Genomic DNA, 22,528 nt, shown 5'->3' on the forward strand with positions numbered 1-22,528 from the left:
TGTTTTTCTCAACTCCTATATTCTCATAGCTTAATTATAACAACAATAAGAAAGGGAGGCTAATTAAAACCAGCCTCCCTTCTTTTTACTTTTCTTCCAGCAGTAACTCTTTCATTTCCTCTAACGACTCTTTCGTAAAGCCAAGAGCCCTTTCAGCGTATGCTTCAACTGATCCGTATTGCTTTTGAATTTCACCAATCGCAGCTTGTAAATATTCGGCGCGCGCTTCAAACATTGCACCTAATATCGCTCTGCTCTCATCGTTTTGTAATTTCGCACCTAAAAAGGCCATCATTTTTTCATTTAACTTTTCACGGAATCCGTTACTTAATAAGTAATCTTCCATTACCGTTTTTTCCGGTACGCCTAGTAAAAGTAATAATAATGCTGAACCAAATCCAGTACGATCTTTTCCAGCTGTACAGTGGTTTACTAACGGTAAGTTTTCCGGGTTTTGCGCTAAGTTTAAGAAGCTCACGAATGCCTCGTTGCCACTTACGAAATCTTGATTCATTTTCACAAGATACTCACCTGGTTTTCCTAACATAGAAAGGTCACCAACTTGGAAAAACTCATTTATATTTAAGTCTTTCGCTAAGTCTTGCATAACTGGTAAGCACACTTGACGAGCACCTGTAATTTCTGGATTCGGCTTATGCTTCACTTCAAAGTCTGTACGGTAATCACAAATTAACTTTAAGCCAGACTTTTGTAAATACGCAATATCCCATTCTGTTAGTCCTGCTAATTCTTCAGAACGGTATAATTTGCCCCATTTCACTTTACGGCCTTCAGTCGTTTCATATCCACCCATATCACGGAAGTTAAACGCACCTTGTAATGGCAATCTACGCTCAGCTACTGTCACTGCTTGTCCATTACTTCCTACTAGTCTAAAATATGGATGTTCATTTTCACTCGGGTTTTCAATTGTATATGATAATTCTCCATTTACAGTTGCAAGTAGTTCTCCATTTTCTTCAATACGATCTGGTGAAGTACTCCAATAAATACGAACTTCTTCTATATTATTTTCCCATTTTATTTGTAACGTATTATCTTCATTTCTCTCTACAGTTGCTTGTAGCCAATTTCTTTGCTGCTCCATTCTTTCACCAACGCTTTCTCTTATAGTCAAATCTTACTCTATTTTATTATACAAATATCTACTTTGTCGTTCTCATTTTTCTTTTTATCTTACAAACAGGCGAAAAGTTCTTTTACTTGTTCAAAATTTGTACACGGGTTCCCACTAGATGTGTCCCAGGGTATATCTTAAAACTCCCTCACATACCGCTCAGTACAACTCAGCAACTGACATCCATTCTTTTCAAAAACATCCTTCATCCACTCATTTTGTATATTTGTCTCACCAATATAATAAGATGCACCTATTTCCTTTAAGACAAACATCGCACCTGCAAATAGTGCAGCTTCATATCCCTTGTTACGTATATTTGGAGTAACTGCGAAGTACATAAGTTTCCCTTCTTCTAACGTACCTCTTTCAATATGCGGGATTACAATTCCTATTGGCTCTTCATCGACACTCGCTGTTAAGCAATGTTCTTTCCATTGCTCACCAATTTCTTGTAGCATCATATGCACAAATTGATCATGAGCGACTGGTTCTCCCGTCGCTTCATTCCACAGTGAATAAAAAGCCTCTTCCCCTACTTCTTCAATTAACTTAAAATCAACTTCACTTTCTACATCTTCTACTTCGTATATATCTTTAAATACAATCATGTTTTCAGTAATATATTCAAATGAATACGTTTCAAAACATTTTTTATACACATCATAATTTGGACTTTTTGAAGAGATTTCAAAATGTAGTTTTTCTAATCCATCTTTTTCAGCTTCAGCAACGCAATATTGAAACATCTCTTCTAATTGCTCTTCTGTAAAAATCTCTGCATTATTTTCTTTTATCATAATAGAAGAAGCACTTCTTCTTATTTTAAAATGTTTTTCTAACTGTTCTATCGTCGTCATATTCTTCCCTCATCTATATCATACTCGAATTTCTAATCGTTCTCCTTGCATGAGCAGGATTGTCCTTGAATATATAGAATACTAGAAAAGATCGCATCTTTAAAGTGCGGAGGAGGTTCTCCAGTGGATATTACAGCATTGCAACAACAGTTAGAGCTTATACAACAAAATGACTATACGCAACTGCAACATATAGACGTAAATGAGTTAACTTTGAACATGCTTCAGTATATCGGAACGACTGATAGCTACGTTCGTTACCAACTTATATATAAATGTTTTGCGCATTTCATTCATCATGAATTCCTTATGGACGATCAGCTGAAATTACTTCTGCAAACTTGTTTAAGTGATGAGTATTTATATTGTGACATTTACTCCCCACATACAGATGGGGTTTTCACACGTTCTTACACTGTTTCGTTAATTGCGTTAATACTCCAATTCGCTAATTCGCACTACTTTTGTACAGAGGAGGATATCGAAGAAATAAAAAATAAACTCATTACTTACACAAACTTAGAAACAGATTTTCGGGGCTATATCGAAAATAAAGGATGGGCTCATTGTCTTGCTCACGTATCTGATGCCTTTACTGAAATTGTTCATAATACGTATACCACTTTTGAATGGTACGAAGAATTAATTCATTGTTTATTAAATAAAATCTTTATTCCATCTGACCTTTTTCATAATAACGAAGATGAGCGCATCGTTACTCCATTACTAGCAATGCTGTATCATGATTTTCCTCAAAACGAGTTAATTTCTATTATTCAAAAAAAAATAAAAAGGCTTCCTCAAATTAGAAAACGCCTTTCGCTTACTGAGTATTGTATTTTATGTGCCAATATTAAAACCTTTTTACGCACATTATTTTTCAGAACGAAAGATGACCATAACTTAGCCTTTACAGCACGTAAAACAGAAAGAATGTTAAAAGAACTTCCTAACTATTATTAAATACAAGGAGCAATGACATGGGTTATATTGAAGATATGAGAAATCTAGTAGGAAATCATCCACTTATTTTAATAGGATCACACGCCATTATATTAAATGAAAAAGATGAAGTATTGCTGCAGTTCCGTACAGATTTTAACCTCTGGGGCATTATTGGCGGTGCCCTAGAATATAACGAAACGTTAGAAGATGCTTTAAAACGAGAAGTGTTTGAAGAAACTGGACTTATTATTAAAGAGCCAGAATTATTCCGTACATACTCAGGACCAGACTTCTTTCAAATCTATCCAAATGGTGATCAAGTACATGGTGTACTCGTTGTTTATATTTGCCGAGAATTCCACGGTGAGCTTGTATGCGATCAAAGGGAATCGAAAGAATTACGCTTCTTTCCGCTTGATGAGTTACCTAGTAATCTTCATCCAGTCATTGAGAAGATTCTTCGCGATTTTCATCAATCCAATAAAAAATAGAAATCAAACAACCTCATTTCCCGTCATTACAACGTGAAATGAGGTTGTTATCGTTCACCGTAAATCCCTATTTCCCCAAAATGATATTAACGCTCTCTTTTTACAACTTTATATCCCTTTATAAAAAGGATAGTTATATAAGAAACAATAAATGAAAGAATAGTATACATGCCCACCCAAAAGAAAAATGCTGGATCGTGCACTGTAACATTTAACATAAGAAAAATAAGAAATGTTACTATTGGCATCACATAAAATGTACCTACTTTATATGCTCCAGCTATTGAAACAATACAAACAAGCAATGGATATATACAGAAAATAAAAATGATTTCACTCAACGTTATGTCCCCCTTTCTGCAGAAATAATAGGTTTCTCGTTCACATTTGGGGGAACAACAAAATTTTATTTTTTATCAATTATTAGTAAATATAATGTTAGATTGTTATCTCAATCTGATTTCCTTCAGGATCACTTACTACACTTTCATAATAACCATCCCCTGTAGTACGCGGCCCATTTAACACTGAGTATCCTGCTTCTCTTAATGTATTAGTTAATTCGTTCACTTTTTCTTTACTATCTACTGAAAAAGCAATATGCGCATATCCTATTGTTTGTGTTTGTACTTTCTCGTCTATCCCTACCTGCTTCATAAGTTCTAGACGCGCACCGCCTTCAAAAGTTATGAAATAAGATTTAAACTGCTTTTTCGGATTGTGATATAAGCTATTTTCTTCACCACCGAAGTACTGTTTATAGAAATCACGCATTCTTTCTAAATCATTCACCCAAATTGCTACATGCTCAATTTTCATAATCGACACCTTTTCTTTTATGTTATTCAACTGGCAATTGGATGCTTCATTGCCAGTACATTTAATTTTCTTTATTTGTTCTCGTAATCATAAGATCAAGTCCAAGGCTTTTTAACCCATATAAATAATCTTCTTTCCAGTTGCTCACTGTTATTTTCGGAATATGTTCTGCCGGAATGTACTGTGGACAACTTTTTACAATCTGATCTATAACAATTTGGTTCACTTCATCATCACAGAAGATGAATCCATGAGGGTTAATAATAGCTATACATGTAGCTATTAAACGAGTAATAGCATCTATATTATATTCCTCTGGATTATTCGAATCTTCACTTCTCAAAGCTTGCAAGAAATTTTTATTATCGTACTGCGGGACGAAAGATATCTCTCCTGAGAAAAATGTGCTTCCGCGTACGACATCTCCATTTACCATAATCCCCGCACCTGGGCCATTTTGACCTGAATACAAATATACAAGAGAGGAATTTTCATTGTTTCCAGTATTTTTATGATAGCCGAGCACTGCAGCATTCATATCGTTTTCTATTACTACTGGTATAGAAAACAGTTCCTCCAAGTGACTTTTCAAATTAAAATTTTGGAACTTTTCATATCCAGGAATATAGAAAATACGCCCATTATCGACAGCACCAGGAACACCAATTGAGATTGAACTTATCTTTGGAAACGTAGCTATAAGACTTTCTATATGTTCTGTCAATACACTTAGACCCGTATCAATTAATGCACTTGAAGTACTACCTTGTTCTTTTACTTCCCCTAAACAGTTAAAAATTGTATAGTTCGTCTCATTTTTTTCTAAAAATATCGCTAAACCTAACATATATTCTGGATTATATTCATATCGTTTTGCTCTTCTTCCACCACTTGAATCATCTAAACCGGCTAAAGTGACTTCACCGTCTTGTTTCATTTTTTCTATAAATTTACTTATCGTTGGAAAACTGATTTCTAATGTATTACTAAGTTCAACTTTCGTTGCACTACCTCGCTCTAGAAGAGCTGTACGAATGCCGCGAAGGATCGTCTCTTTAATCGATTTTTGAGTAACAAATTGTTCACTCAAATCGCTCACCACCTTAATCAACATACTTATTAAACACTTTTAATAAGTTGCGTTGACAATATATCATACATCATTTTCTAAAGCAATAGAGATGATATATTTCTACTAGCGGCACTCCGTATTTAACTCGATGCATTCTCTCTCATATCAGACGATACAATTCCAGACAAGATAACAAATAATAAAACAGCTAGCAAAGCATTACGTATCCCGAATGCTTCTCCAAGTATTCCTAAAAATGGTGGTCCGACTAAAAACGCTGTAAAACCGATGATAGAAACTGCAGCAACATTAGAAGTCGCATTTTCACTGTCACCTCCAGCAGCAGAAAGCCCAATCGGGAAACCTAACGCGGCACCAATCCCCCACAGTACTACACCAAGTGCTAGAAAATATGAGTTACTCCCAAATATGACGATTGTCATTCCTATAATCGCCATCATAATAGTAGCACGCATAACCGCGACACGACCGAATCGATCAAGAAAATAACTACTGCACATTCGAGCTAATGTCATTGCCAATACAAAAATAGTGTACATAATAGAACCTGTTACTACACTTTGCTGATGTCCATCTACCATCACAATAGGTAGCCAATCATTTGCACTCCCTTCTGCAAATGCCATTCCAAGCACGAAAAGACCAAGTAAAAGCACCCTTCTTTCCATACGTAAGGAAGTATGCTTCGCTCGCTTTTTGTTCCGCGATTTCTCCTTCTTTCCTGTTCCATGCGGAAGAAAACGATACAACATACATACAAGTAATACAAACATGACCGAAATCGCAAGAAATTGATACAGAATTGGGATGTGAAGCGAGATGGCGGCAGAACCACTAAGCGCGCCTACTAAAGTTCCTATACTAAAAAAAACATGGAATTTCGGAAGAAGAGTTGTTCCTAATTTCTGCTCAATGGCAGAACCTTCTACATTCAATGCGACTTCTGCTAATCCATATCCTACTCCAAATACTAGTAAGCTACCAAAAGCCCCCATACTAGAAACAAAATAAATAGTAATACCTAAACAAAGCAATCCAACAATCATAAAAAACATACTGCCTATAATAACGTCTCTAGCTCCCTTACCGTCAATAAAATGACTTGCACTTAGTAAACCAATTATTGAACCGACAGATAATCCGAACAAAATCCAGCCCATTTCTGCATTTGACACTGCTAAAATATCTCGAGTAGCTGCTGTTCTAGAAATCCATGTAGCAAATGCCACACCTGGCAAAGCAAATAAGAGGAATAGAGCATTTCGAGAGACAAGTAGCGTCTTTGTATCATTTTCCGCAAAATCTTTCTTCATATGAAACACCTTTTACTCTTCTATCGTTTTAATAACTTTAGCTGGGTTACCACCAACAACTACATTATTAGGTACATCTTTTGTCACAACTGCCCCTGAAGCAATTACAACATTATCTCCAATTGAAATACCAGGGTTAATAATAGCGCCTCCGCCAACCCAAACATTGTTACCTATCTTTACCGGTTTTCCATATTCTTTGCCAGAGTTTCGTTCCACCGGATGTAATGGATGAGTAGCAGTATAAATGTGAACACCAGGTGCAAACATACAATTATCACCAATTCGAACTTCACAAACGTCCAAAATCACACAATTGAAATTTGCGAAAAAGCTCTTTCCGACATGAATATTGTAGCCGTAATCACAACGAAAATCAGGATTAATTTGTGCTTTCCCATCAGTTGAAGAACCTAAAAGCTGATTTAATAACGTAAAACGCCTCTCATCTCCTGTCTCCATCGCCTCGTTATAAAGGCGTGTTAAACGTTTTGCCTCCACCCTATCAGCCACCAATTCTTCGTCATCCGCAATATACATTTCTCCTGCCACCATCTTTTCTTTCTCCGTTTTCATACATTCATCTCCTTTTTTATTGAATGAGATTCACTTATTAAACACCTTTAATAAGTACCTTTAATTAAACTTATTAAACACGTTTAATAAGTAACCCTATATTATCATACTTTTTCATATATGCAACTAATAAGTTCGGAAAAGAAGTGCGAACTCCTTGCTCTACGTATCAATATGAAGAATAATTTATATCGAAAAACGAGGGAACGCTCAGCGCCTCCTCTCAAATCCAATCCTTTTTTTAATTTCTACTAAATTTACCTTCGCGATTTTTCTTGCTCGCTCAGCACCTTTTTCTAACGCTTCATATAATAAATTCGGCTCATTCATATACATTGCGTACTTTTCACGAGGTCCAGCTAACTCACGATCTACAATGCGAAACAACTCTTTTTTCACATCTCCCCATCCGATTCCAGTCTCATATTTTTCACGTAATGACTGTACTTCGTCTTCTGTCGCAAATTCTTTATAAATTGTAAATAAGGTTTCTAGTTCTTTCGGTTCATTTGGAAGTGAAGAATCTGTTTTGATTTTAAATATTAACTTTCGTAGTTTTGCTTGCTCTGCAAATAATGGGATCACATTTCCGTAACTTTTACTCATCTTCCTTCCGTCAAGACCAGGTAAAATAGCTCCTTCTTCTTGTATGACATACTCTGGAAGTGTAAATGTCGTGCCAAATGTATGATTAAAATAAGTCGCAATATCACGCGCAATTTCAATATGCTGAATTTGGTCTTTTCCAACTGGTACATGAGTAGCTTGAAATAATAATATGTCAGCTGCCATTAAAATCGGGTACGCGTATAACCCCATATTCACTCCCGCATCGACCTCTAACCCTGCTTCTTTATTTTGCTCCACCTTCGCTTTATACGCATGAGCACGGTTCATAAGACCTTTCGGAGTTAGGCAAGCTAAAATCCAAGCTAATTCTAGAATCTCCGGCACTTCTGTTTGCCGATAAAAAATAACATCTTCTCCAAGTCCAAGCGATAACCAAGTAGCTGCTACCTCTTTCGTATAACTGCTGAACTTCTCTGGATCATGAACAGCATTTAATGCATGATAATCAGCTATAAAGTACAATGCTTTTCCTTCATTATTCTTTGACATTTGTAATGCAGGTTTAATCGCACCAATATAATTTCCTAAATGCGGATAACCTGTCGGCTTAATTCCTGTTAACATTATTTTCTCACTCACACTACCTCCTCCTTTCTCAAAATAAAAAGAGCCTCTCATCCTTAAAAAAGGACGAGAGACTCCCGCGGTACCACCTTAATTAGCTATCATTATAGCTCACTTCAACTTCTTAACGTGAAGTAACCGTCTTTACCTACTCATTTCAGTTAGAAGCTCCAGAGCCCATTCCATATTCATCCCTTACTGATTTCCACCACACATCAGCTCTCTAAAAAGTTTCGAATATGTACTCTTCTCTTTCATTGCTTTTTCGTTATTTTTTACAGTTTATCACATTTCACTTCCAAACAAACCCTAATTTTCTATTTTATATAGCAGGAATTTCCACTTCAATTGTCTAATGTTATATAGGTTTGTAGAAATATTCGAAACAACTTTGGAGGTTTTTTCATGGTGAAATATATATCAATTTTAGGTTCAACAGGATCCATCGGCACATCTGCATTAGATGTCGTTTCAGCTCATCCTGAACATTTTAAAATCGTTGGTTTAACCGCAAATTATAATATCGATCTTCTTGAGCAACAAATCAAAACGTTTCAACCTCGTATTGTAAGCGTTGCGACAAAAGACTTAGCAGACAAGCTTCGTACGCGTATTTCAGCAAATACAAAAATTACACACGGGACTGATGGCTTAATTGCAGTAGCTACTCACCCTGATTCAAATCTTGTATTAAGCTCTGTTGTAGGTGTTTCAGGATTACTCCCAACAATTGAAGCATTAAAAGCGAAGAAAGATATCGCTATTGCTAATAAAGAAACTTTGGTTGCAGCTGGACATATCGTAACTGAACTAGCGAAACAAAACGGATGTCGCTTAATTCCAGTAGATAGTGAGCATTCAGCTATTTTCCAATGTTTAAACGGAGAAAATAATAAAGAGATTGAGAAGTTAATTGTAACAGCTTCCGGTGGTGCTTTTCGTGATAAAACACGTGAAGAAATGCAAACATTACAAGCTAAGGACGCTTTAAAACATCCAACCTGGTTAATGGGTGCAAAACTAACGATTGATTCTGCCACATTAATGAATAAAGGCTTTGAAGTAATGGAAGCGAGATGGCTATTTGATATTCCGTATGAAAAAATTGATGTAATGATTCATAAAGAAAGTATCATTCATTCTTTAGTAGAATTTATTGATGGATCAGTTATGGCACAGCTCGGTGCTCCTGATATGAGAATGCCGATTCAATATGCGTTTCACTATCCTGCTCGGCTACCTTCTTCCTATGAAAAATTAAATTTATTAGAAATCGGTAGTTTACATTTTGAAAAACCAGATTTAGAGAAGTTCCCTTGTCTGCAATACGCATATGAATGTGGCAAAATCGGTGGTACTACTCCCGCTGTATTAAATGCAGCAAATGAAATTGCGAATGCACTATACTTAAAAAATGAAATTGCCTTTTTCGATATTGAAAAAATAATTTACAAAACAGTTGAAGCTCATCATAATGTAAAAGATCCTTCACTTGATGCTATATTGGAAGCGGATCAATGGGCGCGCCAATATGCAAATGAATTGTTAATAAAAAAGAGCTAAAACAGTTCCCACTGTTTTAGCTCTTTTTTTCATGTATTCAACTTAACAAATCTATAACCGTGTGTAACTAACACTTTTAATATCGCATATCCTGGAATGGCTAAAATAATGCCCATAATCCCGAATAAGTTTCCGGCAGTTAAAATGATAAATATGATTGTAATTGGGTGAATATCTAACTTCTTACCCATAACTTGCGGAGAAATAAATTTACCTTCTGCTAATTGTACAACCATCATTACAATAATTACCTTTAAAACCATCCCTGGCGAATCAATAAACGCAATAATTAACGCTGGTGTAATGGCGATAATTGGTCCTACGTACGGAACGATATTTACAATCATCGCTAAAATAGCGAGTAGTACTGCATATTTAATACCGATAATAAGGTAACCGATTAATAGCATAATACCGATAAACAAGCTAACTATAATTTGCCCTCTAATGTACGAACTAATCGCATAATGCATATCATCTAGTATTCTCATTGCTGCTGGTTGTCTTTGCTCTGAAATAAACTTTAAAAAGTGATTCGGCAATTGCTCACCATCTTTTAAAAGATAGAACAATATAAATGGAACCATTACAAATGTTAAAACAACCTCTGTAACAGTACTCAAAAATCCAGTTACATTCCCAGTTACTGATGATAATGACTTTGTAAAATCAACTGTGTAGTCTTTTACAATATTCGCAACATTAATATTTAAATTCTCCTGAATTTTACCGAGTAAATTACTTTCCCCGAATCTACGTGCTGCTTGTTCAATCTCATGGCCAAAATACGGTAAGTTATCAATTAATGCATCAATTTGATCTTTAATAATAGGGATAACCGTTACAACTAAAAATACAAATAACCCTAGTACGATTAAATATATGGAAGCTATCGATACGATTCTTGAAACACCTTTCTTTTCTAAAAGCGAAACGAATGGATGCAAAATATAAAATAGCACGCCCGCTAATAGTACTGGGAAGAAAATTGTTTTTAAAAATACGATAAACGGTGTAAAAACAAATGATATTTTTGTTAGCAATAAAATATTAATGAACAATAACGCAAATCCAAGTAATACCGCCAAATAATTTTGTTCTCTAAAAAACTTTCTTAACTTATCTCTTTTTCTTATATTTATTTTCTCCAATGAAACCACCTCTTCGAATGATGAAAAGCCCTTATTCAGGGCTCTTCATCATAATCTATATCTCTATTTCCTTGCAGCTTTCACTACAAATGATACAATAAGAATTAACACGATTGCACCTAATAATGCTGGCACGACATGAATCCCACCAAATGATGGCCCAAAGGATCCAAATAATCTACCACCTAACGAAGCACCTAATAAACCTGCGATAATATTTCCGAACATACCACCTGGGAAATTTTTACCCGTTATAGAACTAGCAATTGCACCTATAATAGCACCAACTATTAATGTGATAATCCATCCCATTTTTAGTCCTCCATTTCTATTATGGTGTATTTCTTTTTCATACTAAATTGTTATGTAACTATTATAATTATTATATCCAATAAAGAAAAATCTTGTCAAATCTATGAAAATACAGCCAACAAGGAGGTTCTTTCTCTATGATTCAAAAATTAATAACAACTTCTCACAAAAACGCTACTTCTATTTTAAGCATTCAAATACCAGCTTATGAAATTGAGGCAAAATATATAAATAGTACAGCTATCCCTCGCCTTTATGATACTGTAGCTGATATTCAATCCTGTGATGAAATTTTCTACGGCTATTTTTATGAAGATACACTTGCTGGGTTTATTTCTTTTAAAGTAGACGAAGAGGAAGTGGATATTCATCGTTTAGTAGTATCCCCTAATCATTTTCATAAAGGGATTGCAACAAAACTACTACTGTATGTATTTGACATGTTTTCCCCTTCCAAAACATATATTGTACAAACAGGGAAAGAAAACACCCCTGCTCTGTCTTTATATAAAAAACATGGCTTTATTGAAGTAAAGGATATCATATTACCCGATGGAGTGGTTTTAACCTCACTTAAAAAATCAGAAAACAATAAATAGTTTGACTCGTCAATTTATTTATGTTATCTTTTACTTTATAAAACCTTTTGCTGAGTCCAAATTTTGGAGCGGGGGAACCATTTTTGTAGCTATGCTACTTGGGGCGAATCTTTTTTAAGTAGGGAAACTCTCACTTCCCGAGTCCGACAGCTAACCTCGTAAGCGTAATGGGAGAGGAAGGTGCTTTTTGCCTATGTTACACATTTTGCCTCCTTAATTATAAATATGGGATCGATATCAAATAGTCACCTATATTTATAGAAAAGGAGAATGTATTATGTTACGTTTATCTGATCACGCAATAAAAATGATGGAGCAAAGACTACGAATTGAAAAACAACGCACATATCAAGCAAATAAAGTTGTAGATAACTTACATCACAAATACTTCTTTCAGCATATTTTTCAACCGAAAAGATAAAGAAAATGTTTATTTAATATTAAAAAACACAAGGTGTGTCTTACAAAGACATTCCTTGTGTTTTTTATATTCTTTATAAAATTCTCACTACATTTAAACTTGCTGTAATCGCACCTGCTATAGTAGTCACATGCCCTACACCTAACGGGCCATTTTGTAATATTAATGTTGAATTGGCACTCGTCACATTCACAAGAAGTGTATTTGAAATAGCTGGTTCGATTACTACAGTTGATGTCGTTACGTTTTGTATAAAACTCCCTGTTAGTTGCGTTCCATTTAATAGTAATCTAACAGATACTGTCTCATTTCCACCATTTGCATCCCCTTGGAAATAGTAGCTTACTAAATATATTCCTGGCGTCGCTACTGTGACTGTCGTAGCACTAGTTAAAGATACACCCGTTCCATATACAGTGGATCCAGAATTAATTGGAATGTTAGTATTTGCTGCAATTGTACTTGTTGATGTAGAGAAGAAATAGCCACCACCTGTAGATATAGCAGATGATCCTGTTGCTCCAGTTAAACCTGTTGGACCCGTGGCACCTGTTGGGCCTGTTACTCCCGTTCCCCCTGTTGCTCCAGTTATTCCTTGTATGCCTTGGATTCCGGTTGGTCCAGTTGCACCAGTCACTCCCGTCTGGCCGGTTGCTCCCGCCTGCCCTGTTATTCCTTGTGGACCTTGGATTCCTTGTGGACCTTGAGGACCCGTTGCTCCCGTCTGGCCGGTTGCTCCAGTTGGACCTGTTGCTCCTTGTGGTCCTTGGATTCCTTGTGGACCTTGAGGACCCGTTGCTCCCGCCTCGCCGGTTGCCCCTGTTGGGCCGGTTACTCCTTGTGGACCTTGGATTCCTTGTGGACCTTGGGGACCCGTTGCTCCAGTCGGACCTGTTACTCCGGTTGGACCGGTTGGGCCCGACTGACCGGTTATTCCTTGTAGACCTTGAGGGCCGGTTGGACCAGTTGGGCCTTGGGAACCTTGCACGCCTTGTATCCCCTGTATTCCTTGGGGACCGGTTGGACCAATTGGACCTTGTATTCCCTGTATTCCTTGAGGACCCGTTGCCCCCGCCTGGCCGGTTGGGCCTTGTGGACCTTGCACACCTTGTATTCCTTGAGGACCGGTTGGGCCTATACTTCCTTGTGGTCCCTGAATACCTTGTATTCCTTGAGGACCAGTTGGACCTGTTATGCCACTCGGACCTTGTACGCCTTGCACTCCTTGAGGACCGGTTGGACCACTCGGACCTTGGATTCCTTGTAGCCCCTGTAAACCAGTTGGACCGGTCGCTCCCCTTACTCCTTGCTCACCTTGTATGCCTTGTATCCCTTGAGGGCCGGTTGGACCGATTGGTCCCTGTGCCCCTTGCACTCCTTGTGGACCTTGAGGACCTATTACACCTGTTATCCCCCTTATTCCACTTATACCTTGAGGTCCTTGTATTCCAGTAGAACCAGGCGGGCCAGTTACACCTTGTATCCCTTGATCACCTTGGTGCCCTTGCTCTCCAGTAATTCCTCGTATTCCTTGTGGACCTTCTTCTCCTTGTATACCTGTAGTTCCGTCCTCCCCTTGTATTCCTTGCGCCCCTTGAGGACCTTGAGGGCCCATTACACCTGATATTCCGGTTACACCTATTTCTCCCTGCATTCCTTGTGCACCCGTTTCTCCTCGCTCACCTATTTCTCCTTGTATTCCTTGGGCGCCCTGTATACCTTGACTACCAGCAGGGCCTGTAATTCCTTGTATTCCTTGCATACCTTGTAATCCAATATCGCCAACAGGACCTTGCTCTCCAATTAATCCTTGAGAACCTTGTAAGCCGACCGGACCAGTAATTCCTTGCTCTCCAGTATCACCAACGGGACCTTGTATCCCTTGTGCTCCTGTTGTCCCTCGGGGACCTTGTATCCCCCTGATACCTTGAGGACCTTGGGGCCCAGTTGCTCCCGTCGGTCCAGTCACCCCTGTAGGACCAACAGGACCTTCATGCCCTCCAGTTGGACCGATTGGACCACTATTACCTGTCGGACCCGTTGCTCCTATAAGCGGAAGAGGCAGTGCCACTCCAAATTTTTTGCACTTTTTATGATGACGCACAACAATCCCCCTTCCCCAAAATAATTACACCTTTTATATGAAATGCATTTTTATAAGAAAAGTACACCTTTGACCTCATTTTTTTAAAATAAAGAAGCCTATCATTTCATCTATTTGAAATGATAGGCTTCTTTTTATAAAACAATTTACTTCCTCGCCTTAATAATAAAAGTAGTTGGCACCATTCTAGCTTTATATAAAGAATAATATTTCGTAGACGGCTCAGCTAGTTCTCCATCAAGCGAGCTCGATGGTTCAGGCTCTTCTATTCTCTCAATTTTAAATCCCGATCTATTTAACTCATTTATGTATGTACTTATTTTTCTCTTATATAATGTCGCTTGTACATTTTCTCCTTTAAATGTTTCAAACGTAATGGGCGTTTCCTCATGATAAGAAGACTTTATAGCAACTTCTTCCGTACCATACTGTAAGTTTGAATATACTGGGTGCTCCCAACTAAAAATAAAACTTCCCCCTGGCTTTACATATGAATAAATCAGTTCCAACGTTTTTCTTAAATCTGAAGTCCAACCTAATGCATAAATGGAATATACAATATCAAAATACCCTTTCGGAATATCTCCTTCTTCTTCCATTGCTCCGCATACTAACTTTGGATTCCAATCCTTTAACGTCTTATTCGCTATTGCAATTTGTGCACTTGAAAGATCAAGTCCCCACAATTCCTTTGCCCCTTGTTCCGCCATATACTGCAACGAATGTCCACTTCCACACCCAATATCAAGTACCTTTTTATCTTTAATTGAATCGAACAAATGGATCTCATCTTCAGATGCCGTATACGGTCCGTATTTCGGTAAACAATCCACTTGAAAGAAATAAGGTGCAACTGTATCCCAACACTTTTTATTTGTAGCTAGCATTTGTGTGCCTTTCATATTATTCATTCCCCCCATCCATTTTTCTTTCTCTAATATTAATTACATATCATAACCAGATCGCCCTTTTCTCTTCGCCCGGTAGTTTTTCACTTTTGCAATCGTACCGCATGCTCTTCCTCCTTCTTCTCCAGCATACATACCGCACCATCTTTTACTTCCATTTCGCGAATAATCATAAAATACCCAGCGACAATCTGGACATGCTTTTAACCTTCCCCACACATTTTCTTGAATTGACATTAACACAATGCTTAACATTTTTGTATACACATTCTCTTCATATACTGGTTCATATGTAATACCTTTCATATCATCCTTTATATGTACATGAAATGGGTATTTCTCTAACCATTTTTGCAATGATCCTTCGCCTTCAATTGTCATCCGAATATCTTCTCGAAAACCTCTTAATTCCTCTATCGTATGAAATGGAAACTCTTCATCAAAATATTCTTTCATAAAGAGCTTTATATCTTCTTTTGTTTGCAGCAAATCAATTGGCTCTCTCGTATCGTTTGGTATTCTCCATGTATTTAAAAATTCCCGAATATATTCTAGTTCATTTGGAGCGTTTTGATTCAATTCGATCCACCTTCTTCTTAAAATTTACTTTTTTCTGACTTTATGTATAATTATAGTATAAAATAGTTAACCATCAAATAATTTTACTGGTTACATAATTAGGGGGATTTCTATGAAAAGTTTCTCAACACCGATACGTTTCATGCTTATTTCTTCATTTTTTATGTCTTTTGGATATTTTGCAGTATACGCATTTTTAGCTATTTATCTATTAACCTTTCTTCATTTTTCTGCTGTCCAAGTAGGAACAGTGTTGACGGTTATGACAATTACATCACGAGTTATCCCATTATTCTCAGGGTTAATTGCTGACAAAATAGGCTATATCATTATGATGATAGCTGGTTTATTTTTGAGAGGAATCGGATTTATCGCTTTAGGAATATGCTCTGATTTCTATACAATTTCTATTTCTTCTGCACTTATTGGCTTCGGAACTGCATTTTACGAACCTGCCGCTCGCGCTATATTTGGCTCACAGCCAGCTCATTTGAGAAAAAATTTATTTACATATTTAAACCTTAGCTTTAATTGCGGTGCAATAATCGGACCAATTGCAGGAGGGTTCTTACTCTTACTCGATCCACTCTACGCTTTCTCTCTAACAGGATCTCTTATGCTGTTATTTGCTTTTATCTTTTACTTACTTAAAAATCACTTCCAAGTCACTACTGAAAACACGTCTATTACATTAGGAATACAGGCCATCTTACAAAACAAGTCTTTCCTTCTGTTTTCCTTTATCATGATTTTCTTCTATATTATGTTTACTCAGCTTACTGTCGCACTTCCACTTCATATGAAAAACATTAGTAATAGCAATCAACTTGCTACACTCGTTATTACGATAAATGCGATAACAGGCGTCATATTTATGGTATTATTCCGAAAATTATTCCACAAATACAACACACTTTCGATTATTAAATACGGTGTTTTATTAATGAGTATTTCCTTTTTACTCATTCCTTTATTTCAACACCCATATTGGCTCTTTATTTGTGTAATTTTATTTACAATCGGTGAAACACTCGTATTACCTAACGCTGATATCGCTATTGCAAATTACAGTAATGAATCATATACAGCCACTTTCTTCGGATTTTATCAACTATCACTCGCATTTGGTTTTATCATTGGTAATTATACCGGTACATCTTTTACATCCAACTTAAGCGGAATGTATACACCATGGCTTATTTTTGGCGGAATAGGACTTATTGGTTTTATTTCACTACATATTTTGAATATAAAAAAAGTGGCCTCTAAAGAGGATATACACCTATGTAATACAAGCGACCTATAACGAAAAAGATTCGACCATCATATGTGACAGTCGAATCTTTTTATTGTTCATATTCAAGATGATTATGCCTTTTACAACCAAACAAATAGCACCCACCTATAAAATCCGTTTCAAATTCTAACCCTGGAACGTATCCAGATTTGATACGTTCTACCATTGTTTTATAACAATTATTCTCTTCTGTATATTCCTCAATTAACTCTTTCTTATCATTTTCTGTCCAGTTTTCTTCTACTTCTTCATTCTGAACATCTTCTATTTCTGCTGTTTTCGCTTCGATAGATTCCCGTATAACTTCATTTATACGGGAGAAATTATTCGTTTTATATAGAGCATACACAAATCTACCAATCCAATTAGGACTTTTCCAGCATTCTTTATATCCCTTTTCGAACCATTCAATTGCTTCTTTATAGCAATTCAACTCAACATATAAATCTGCTACATTAATTTCCCCTAAAAAATTATCAGATTCCCTGTTAAAAGTATCTAACTTCTCTTTTGCTTCTGTCGTTCGTTCTAAATCAATTAAACATTTTACATAGCTATACATGATATAGTCCGAATCCCCTGCAACTCGCAAGAAAAAGTCTGAAGCTTTTTCCAGCTCTCCAAGGTTATAATGCGCTACAGCTACATTATGATATGCTTCATCTGATGGTTGAATCGAAATAGACTTTTGTAATGCTTCTTTCGCTTCTGTCCATTTTTCTTGTTTCATGTAAATGTCCCCTAAGATGTTATAAGGAAAGTATGAAGAAGGATTCAACTTAACAACTTCTCTTATTAATTCAAGAGCTTTATCATCATTCTCTTCCTCATAAAAGTACATCCAAGCCAGATTATTGAGAGATTGTACGTCTCTAGATTCATGTACTGCTTGTTGAAACAGTTCCATTGCTTCCTCATATTTATTTTGTTCAAACATTTCAATTGCCTTCTCATTAATGTTCAAATAACTACCTCCGAAGTAAATGAATTCATCTATTCCCTATCATTATTGTAAAATGTAAAAATTATAATTTCTATAAAAAAATTTCTTTCTCTCGTCTACATTTCGATTGAAATAGAAGCTAAAACATACGAATTTACAAAAATCAGTAAATTTTTCATTCTCCCTTAAATTGGATATACATCCTGTTTCATTTTACATATTATGGTACAATTAAGAGGATACTAACTAAACATTTACACTCCACACTAGTAATCTAGCAATACCAAAATCAAAAATCACATGGAATTGAGGGATGTTATGAAACAGAAATTAGCTGTTCTTCTATTCACTGGAATCATATTATCAGGATGTTCAACTATAGCAGAGAATTCTTTAGAAAGCGGGAAAGGCAGTATGGAATTATTAACACCAACGATTACAGCAAAAGACAATGAATTAGAAATTAAAACTAAAGGCATTGATGAAAATAAAGTAACTTTTATTTATGTTGCTAATAAAAAAGTGTTGGAACAAAAACTAAAAAATAGTGAATCCTACAAACTTAACATTAAAGATATCGAACACGCTCATAGGACGGACTACAAACCAAAAGTTCAACTTTTACAAACGAAAGACGATGATGATGATGGAGAAATAGTAACCTTCAAACAAGTTAGATATACAGTTAAAAACTGATTTTAAAGTTGTTTCATTATAAATGTAACAAAAGAAAATATACTTTTAACAGTAGATAAATGTAGGGGGTGCTAACATGAAAAAACGATGGATTTCTTGGTGGATTGGTAACATATTTTGGATTATCGTTTTTGGAATATGGGCAGCTCTTATTTGGCTACGAGATGTTGATGGGGCCGGTGTTACTCAAACACCCGAAATTAAATCAATATCACTTATCGTTTTATTAATCACGTTTATCATACCAGTATTTTTTCAAATTATATGGCTAATCATTAATTTGAGAATGAGTAAAAAAAATAATTATACGATTTAGCTTTTTGAATTAATAAATGAATATTTTTCATAAAAAAAGAGAGGAATCTACATCAAAATAGATTCCTCCCTTTTACATTTGGACTTATACTGCGCTTTTAATGCATCACTATTCCTCTTTTTTACGATGCATGTTCATCTTTCTTCTTCATTAACGCTCTTTTCTTCATCGCCTTCGTTAAATATCCACCCTTAAACGAGCGAATTTCATACGAAGACATAAACGCTTTCGGTGCAATTTCATTAATGATTTCTAAAAGCTCTTTCTCTCTAGAACGCTTTGCGACGATATCTAAGCGATAACGTATAGAATTAATACCTTCGCCTTCAAATACTGTAACGCCAAATCCAGAGTGACGTAATTCGTCTACTAATTCATTACAACGGTCTAGTAAACTAACTTGATACGTAATATAACCAATTGCTAATTTATTCTCTATATAACCGCCTAATAATAGTCCTGTACTAAAGCCAATGACATAGGCAACGATGTTCATCCAATTTGATAAATCTTGAAACACAATACCTAAACTGACAATGTAAATAGCCCCTTCTAACAATCCAACACCAGCAGCGGATCTTGTTTGATTCTTTACAAGCAAAATCGTACGGATTGTTAAAATGGGAACGTAAATAATTTGAAGCACAAAAATAAGTAACGCTTGTAACATTGGTATCCACCTCTTTCAAAAAGTCTTTTGTCATAATAACATACATAACCTTTAGAAATCGATGGGTTTTTTAAAATTTTTTTATTATTTTTCATACTATTGAAAAACACAAAAAAGAAGCGTATTATATTTGTCGTTAATTTGATTACTTGTATATTATCGCTAAACTAAAAAAGGAACCCGATTAGGTCCCTTTCATCATAGCTCTATGTTTTTCGAAGCATGTTCCCTTTGCTTCTCTTCTTCTTTCACTAACTGCATATTTGCATACGCTAAATTTGCAATCATTAAAAAGTGACCACCTAAAATACCTGTACCAAATGCCCACATTTCCATTTCATGCTCAATTTCATACATGATGATAGCTCCTAAAATAGCAGCTGCAAATCGGTTTAAAACTCCTAATCCAGGAGCCTTTTCCTTCATTACGATACTTTTCCCGAGTTTCTCCACTCTGCGAGCTAATAACCAAAGACAATAGGCGCTTACTGCTAATCCAATACCGAACCCTGTCACTTGTTTTCCAAACGGAGTAATCGTCCACATAAGTAGTAAACCACTAAAGATCACATACAATTGTAATCGATATACACGTAAGGCTTCTTGAATCAAAATATCCGCTCCTAAGTTCTCATTTTTTGTACTTTAGAAGAAAAGCAGCAACTTACACAGTTGCTGCTTTCTCTTCTTCTTGTTCTTGTTCCATCTTACGAATTTCAACACGTTTAATTTGGTAAGCGTCTTTTTCTAACACTTTAAATTCATAACCTTCCGCCTCAACGTGTTGTCCTTCTTCGATTTCATGATTTTGCATCATAATCCATCCACCGATTGTATCCACATCATCTTCTTCGATGTGTAATCCAAATAAATCTTTCACTTCTGAGATAAGCACTTTTCCATCAACAATAATATGTTGCTCGTTCACATGTTGAATTGGTGGTGCTTCATCTTCATCATATTCGTCACGAATTTCGCCGACGATTTCCTCCAAGATATCTTCAAGCGTTACAATTCCAGCTGTTCCTCCGTACTCATCATATAAAACAGCCATCGGAATTCGCTTCTTCTGCATTTGAAGTAATAAATCGTGAATTGGAGTCGTTTCCATCACTTCAATAATCGGACGCATATACGAGCGAATAGATGATAAATCTTTTTGATCCTCGGTCATATATCGAATAAAGAAATCTTTTACGTTGACCATACCGATAATATCATCTTTATCTTCTCCAAAAATCGGATAACGTGTGTATCGCTCATTTTGGATCACTTTCATGTGTTCTTCTACTGAATCTTCCAGGTAGAAACCAACGATTTCTGTTCGCGGTACCATAATCTCTTTTGCAATACGATTATCAAATTCAAAAATGTTATTTACATACTTGTATTCAGCTTGATTAATTTCGCCACTTTCATAGCTATCTGAAAGGATAAGACGTAATTCTTCTTCTGTATGAGCTACTTCATGTTCTGAAGCTGGCTTTAAACCGAATAAACCAGTTATCACACGAGCTGAACCGTTCAATACCCAAATAAATGGATACATTACTTTATAGAACATCATTAATGGACCTGCCAATAATAACGTTACCCTTTCAGCCTTTTGAATTGCCATCGTTTTCGGAGCTAATTCCCCTACTACAACGTGTAAATACGTCATAATCATAAAAGCAAGACCAAATGTTAATACTGATGAAATAGAAGGATTTAAGTTCCATTTCTCAAATAACGGGTGTAATAACTTTTCAATTGTCGGTTCACCTAACCAACCTAATCCCATAGCTGTAACTGTAATACCTAATTGACAAGCAGATAAATATTCATCTAAATTTGTTGTTACCTTTTTCGCTGCTAAAGCACCGCGTTTTCCTTCCGCAACAAGCTGATCGATACGGCTTGAACGTATCTTTACAATCGCAAACTCTGCTGCTACGAAAAATCCAGTAAATGCGATTAAAATCGCAACCATGACTAAATTAAATATTTCCAATGAATCCCCTTAGTTAAAAAACTAAGGTGTCCACCTCCTGTATACTATAATGTTTTCTTATTTGTTTGTTAGAAAACATAGCCCGATACAAAAATTAAAGAGGTCGGATTTCACTTATTCTATAATAATAGAGCAAGTGTCTGTATTAAAGCTGTCGTTTGACCAGATAAAGATTTCGATATTTTTTCACGTTGTGAATCAGTCAATCCATCTAAAAGCGGCTTTAACTCAGTAAGCTCCACTTCTAATTGATGAATATGGTCTGTCACTTCATTCACTTGTTTCGAAACGTGTTCATTGATACCGAGCAGCTTCTTCTTCTCCTCGATTTTCTCTTTAATCTCACAAAGCGGCATATGCATTTCTTTGCACTTCTCAATAAATTGTAATGTCTCAAATGCTGTTTCGTCGTAATAGCGATAATTAGATTGAGATCGCTCCGCTTTTAAGATACCTAGATTCGTATAATAATCAATCGTTCGTTTCGACACGTGAGCCATGAGAGCCAACTGTCCGATTCGATACACCTTCCCAACGATCTTCCCCC

26 protein-coding genes, 1 riboswitch and 1 other annotated feature are annotated in these 22,528 nt (G+C 36.1%); of the genes, 8 read left to right on the forward strand and 18 right to left on the reverse strand.

The annotated features are described in order from the left end of the window. Positions 1 to 85: 85 nt before the first annotated feature. Together BUA87_RS08235 and BUA87_RS08240 are read right to left on the reverse strand one after the other, a co-directional pair. Positions 86 to 1,108: a tyrosine-protein phosphatase gene (locus tag BUA87_RS08235; RefSeq protein ID WP_072939115.1), complete on the reverse strand. Its 1,023-nt coding sequence runs from the start codon at positions 1,106 to 1,108 to the stop codon at positions 86 to 88. 167 nt (positions 1,109 to 1,275) lie between these two features. Then, positions 1,276 to 1,998 carry a GNAT family N-acetyltransferase gene (locus BUA87_RS08240; RefSeq protein WP_072939120.1) on the reverse strand — a complete coding sequence of 241 codons (723 nt, stop codon included), beginning with the start codon at positions 1,996 to 1,998 and terminating at the stop codon, positions 1,276 to 1,278. 123 nt (positions 1,999 to 2,121) lie between these two features. Between BUA87_RS08240 and BUA87_RS08245 the strand changes: the two genes are divergently transcribed. Together BUA87_RS08245 and BUA87_RS08250 are read left to right on the forward strand one after the other, a co-directional pair. Continuing rightward, positions 2,122 to 2,961, forward strand: a complete 840-nt coding sequence (locus tag BUA87_RS08245) for a DUF2785 domain-containing protein (protein ID WP_000355455.1) — start codon at positions 2,122 to 2,124, stop codon at positions 2,959 to 2,961. A gap of 17 nt (positions 2,962 to 2,978) precedes the next feature. Next, positions 2,979 to 3,434 (forward strand): NUDIX hydrolase, encoded by a 456-nt coding sequence (locus tag BUA87_RS08250; RefSeq protein ID WP_000540454.1) that lies wholly within the window; start codon positions 2,979 to 2,981, stop codon positions 3,432 to 3,434. Positions 3,435 to 3,520: 86 nt separating this feature from the next. Here the strand turns inward: BUA87_RS08250 and BUA87_RS08255 are convergent, their stop codons facing one another. From BUA87_RS08255 to BUA87_RS08280, 6 genes are all read right to left on the reverse strand, one after another. Further along, entirely contained in the window at positions 3,521 to 3,775 is a 255-nt protein-coding gene (locus tag BUA87_RS08255) for a YbeF family protein (protein WP_001289515.1), read from the reverse strand. A 97-nt stretch (positions 3,776 to 3,872) separates the two neighbouring features. Then, a complete protein-coding gene (locus BUA87_RS08260; RefSeq protein ID WP_000687575.1) occupies positions 3,873 to 4,253 on the reverse strand; it encodes a VOC family protein in 381 nt (126 codons plus the stop codon). Between the two features lie 61 nt (positions 4,254 to 4,314). Further along, positions 4,315 to 5,343 carry an ROK family transcriptional regulator gene (locus BUA87_RS08265; protein WP_000003038.1) on the reverse strand — a complete coding sequence of 343 codons (1,029 nt, stop codon included), beginning with the start codon at positions 5,341 to 5,343 and terminating at the stop codon, positions 4,315 to 4,317. A 122-nt stretch (positions 5,344 to 5,465) separates the two neighbouring features. Then, positions 5,466 to 6,659 (reverse strand): MFS transporter, encoded by a 1,194-nt coding sequence (locus tag BUA87_RS08270; protein ID WP_072939123.1) that lies wholly within the window; start codon positions 6,657 to 6,659, stop codon positions 5,466 to 5,468. A 12-nt stretch (positions 6,660 to 6,671) separates the two neighbouring features. Next, on the reverse strand, positions 6,672 to 7,235 hold the full coding sequence (locus tag BUA87_RS08275) for a maltose O-acetyltransferase (RefSeq protein ID WP_000845631.1): 564 nt from the start codon (positions 7,233 to 7,235) through the stop codon (positions 6,672 to 6,674). 210 nt (positions 7,236 to 7,445) lie between these two features. Continuing rightward, complete coding sequence (locus BUA87_RS08280) at positions 7,446 to 8,444, reverse strand: tryptophan--tRNA ligase (RefSeq protein WP_072939126.1); 999 nt, start codon at positions 8,442 to 8,444, stop codon at positions 7,446 to 7,448. 44 nt (positions 8,445 to 8,488) lie between these two features. After that, positions 8,489 to 8,696 (reverse strand) — a binding site (T-box leader). A 138-nt stretch (positions 8,697 to 8,834) separates the two neighbouring features. Here BUA87_RS08280 and BUA87_RS08285 point away from each other — a divergent pair. Continuing rightward, complete coding sequence (locus BUA87_RS08285) at positions 8,835 to 9,992, forward strand: 1-deoxy-D-xylulose-5-phosphate reductoisomerase (protein ID WP_072939129.1); 1,158 nt, start codon at positions 8,835 to 8,837, stop codon at positions 9,990 to 9,992. Positions 9,993 to 10,021: 29 nt separating this feature from the next. On the opposite strand, the gene BUA87_RS08290 is transcribed toward BUA87_RS08285, so the two are convergent. Continuing rightward, positions 10,022 to 11,143 (reverse strand): AI-2E family transporter, encoded by a 1,122-nt coding sequence (locus tag BUA87_RS08290; protein WP_072939132.1) that lies wholly within the window; start codon positions 11,141 to 11,143, stop codon positions 10,022 to 10,024. A 63-nt stretch (positions 11,144 to 11,206) separates the two neighbouring features. After that, positions 11,207 to 11,455 carry a GlsB/YeaQ/YmgE family stress response membrane protein gene (locus BUA87_RS08295; RefSeq protein ID WP_000539733.1) on the reverse strand — a complete coding sequence of 83 codons (249 nt, stop codon included), beginning with the start codon at positions 11,453 to 11,455 and terminating at the stop codon, positions 11,207 to 11,209. Positions 11,456 to 11,592: 137 nt separating this feature from the next. On the opposite strand from BUA87_RS08295, the gene BUA87_RS08300 reads away from it, so the two are divergent. Further along, positions 11,593 to 12,054: a GNAT family N-acetyltransferase gene (locus BUA87_RS08300; protein ID WP_072939134.1), complete on the forward strand. Its 462-nt coding sequence runs from the start codon at positions 11,593 to 11,595 to the stop codon at positions 12,052 to 12,054. A gap of 38 nt (positions 12,055 to 12,092) precedes the next feature. After that, a riboswitch (cyclic di-AMP (ydaO/yuaA leader) is annotated at positions 12,093 to 12,235 on the forward strand. 96 nt (positions 12,236 to 12,331) lie between these two features. Continuing rightward, a complete protein-coding gene (locus BUA87_RS31245; RefSeq protein ID WP_000945243.1) occupies positions 12,332 to 12,475 on the forward strand; it encodes a hypothetical protein in 144 nt (47 codons plus the stop codon). Between the two features lie 73 nt (positions 12,476 to 12,548). Here the strand turns inward: BUA87_RS31245 and BUA87_RS08305 are convergent, their stop codons facing one another. The 3 genes from BUA87_RS08305 to BUA87_RS08315 form a co-directional block, all read right to left on the reverse strand. Continuing rightward, positions 12,549 to 14,579: a collagen-like protein gene (locus BUA87_RS08305; protein ID WP_072939137.1), complete on the reverse strand. Its 2,031-nt coding sequence runs from the start codon at positions 14,577 to 14,579 to the stop codon at positions 12,549 to 12,551. Between the two features lie 146 nt (positions 14,580 to 14,725). After that, positions 14,726 to 15,481, reverse strand: coding sequence for a class I SAM-dependent methyltransferase (locus tag BUA87_RS08310; protein ID WP_000679201.1), 756 nt, complete (start codon positions 15,479 to 15,481; stop codon positions 14,726 to 14,728). Positions 15,482 to 15,523: 42 nt separating this feature from the next. Next, entirely contained in the window at positions 15,524 to 16,066 is a 543-nt protein-coding gene (locus BUA87_RS08315) for a CGNR zinc finger domain-containing protein (protein WP_001072944.1), read from the reverse strand. A gap of 112 nt (positions 16,067 to 16,178) precedes the next feature. On the opposite strand from BUA87_RS08315, the gene BUA87_RS08320 reads away from it, so the two are divergent. Next, positions 16,179 to 17,372, forward strand: a complete 1,194-nt coding sequence (locus tag BUA87_RS08320) for an MDR family MFS transporter (protein WP_016512534.1) — start codon at positions 16,179 to 16,181, stop codon at positions 17,370 to 17,372. A 40-nt stretch (positions 17,373 to 17,412) separates the two neighbouring features. Here the strand turns inward: BUA87_RS08320 and BUA87_RS08325 are convergent, their stop codons facing one another. Beyond that, positions 17,413 to 18,327 (reverse strand): tetratricopeptide repeat protein, encoded by a 915-nt coding sequence (locus BUA87_RS08325; protein ID WP_053563948.1) that lies wholly within the window; start codon positions 18,325 to 18,327, stop codon positions 17,413 to 17,415. 279 nt (positions 18,328 to 18,606) lie between these two features. Between BUA87_RS08325 and BUA87_RS08330 the strand changes: the two genes are divergently transcribed. Then, positions 18,607 to 19,002 (forward strand): hypothetical protein, encoded by a 396-nt coding sequence (locus tag BUA87_RS08330; protein ID WP_074047503.1) that lies wholly within the window; start codon positions 18,607 to 18,609, stop codon positions 19,000 to 19,002. Positions 19,003 to 19,078: 76 nt separating this feature from the next. Beyond that, positions 19,079 to 19,318 carry a DUF3923 family protein gene (locus tag BUA87_RS08335; protein ID WP_016512531.1) on the forward strand — a complete coding sequence of 80 codons (240 nt, stop codon included), beginning with the start codon at positions 19,079 to 19,081 and terminating at the stop codon, positions 19,316 to 19,318. Positions 19,319 to 19,439: 121 nt separating this feature from the next. On the opposite strand, the gene BUA87_RS08340 is transcribed toward BUA87_RS08335, so the two are convergent. The 4 genes from BUA87_RS08340 to BUA87_RS08355 all read right to left on the reverse strand — a co-directional run bounded on the left by BUA87_RS08340 (position 19,440) and on the right by BUA87_RS08355 (position 22,508). After that, positions 19,440 to 19,988 carry a DUF2179 domain-containing protein gene (locus BUA87_RS08340; protein WP_000938441.1) on the reverse strand — a complete coding sequence of 183 codons (549 nt, stop codon included), beginning with the start codon at positions 19,986 to 19,988 and terminating at the stop codon, positions 19,440 to 19,442. A 198-nt stretch (positions 19,989 to 20,186) separates the two neighbouring features. Next, a complete protein-coding gene (locus BUA87_RS08345) occupies positions 20,187 to 20,600 on the reverse strand; it encodes an ATP synthase subunit I (RefSeq protein ID WP_000613876.1) in 414 nt (137 codons plus the stop codon). Positions 20,601 to 20,652: 52 nt separating this feature from the next. Further along, a complete protein-coding gene (locus BUA87_RS08350) occupies positions 20,653 to 21,981 on the reverse strand; it encodes a hemolysin family protein (protein ID WP_000402258.1) in 1,329 nt (442 codons plus the stop codon). 119 nt (positions 21,982 to 22,100) lie between these two features. After that, positions 22,101 to 22,508, reverse strand: coding sequence for a MerR family transcriptional regulator (locus tag BUA87_RS08355; protein WP_000285635.1), 408 nt, complete (start codon positions 22,506 to 22,508; stop codon positions 22,101 to 22,103). Between the last annotated feature and the right edge of the window lie 20 nt (positions 22,509 to 22,528).

Origin of the sequence: Bacillus sp. bc15, assembly GCF_900142585.1 — a bacterium.
Lineage (GTDB): Bacteria > Bacillota > Bacilli > Bacillales > Bacillaceae_G > Bacillus_A > Bacillus_A cereus.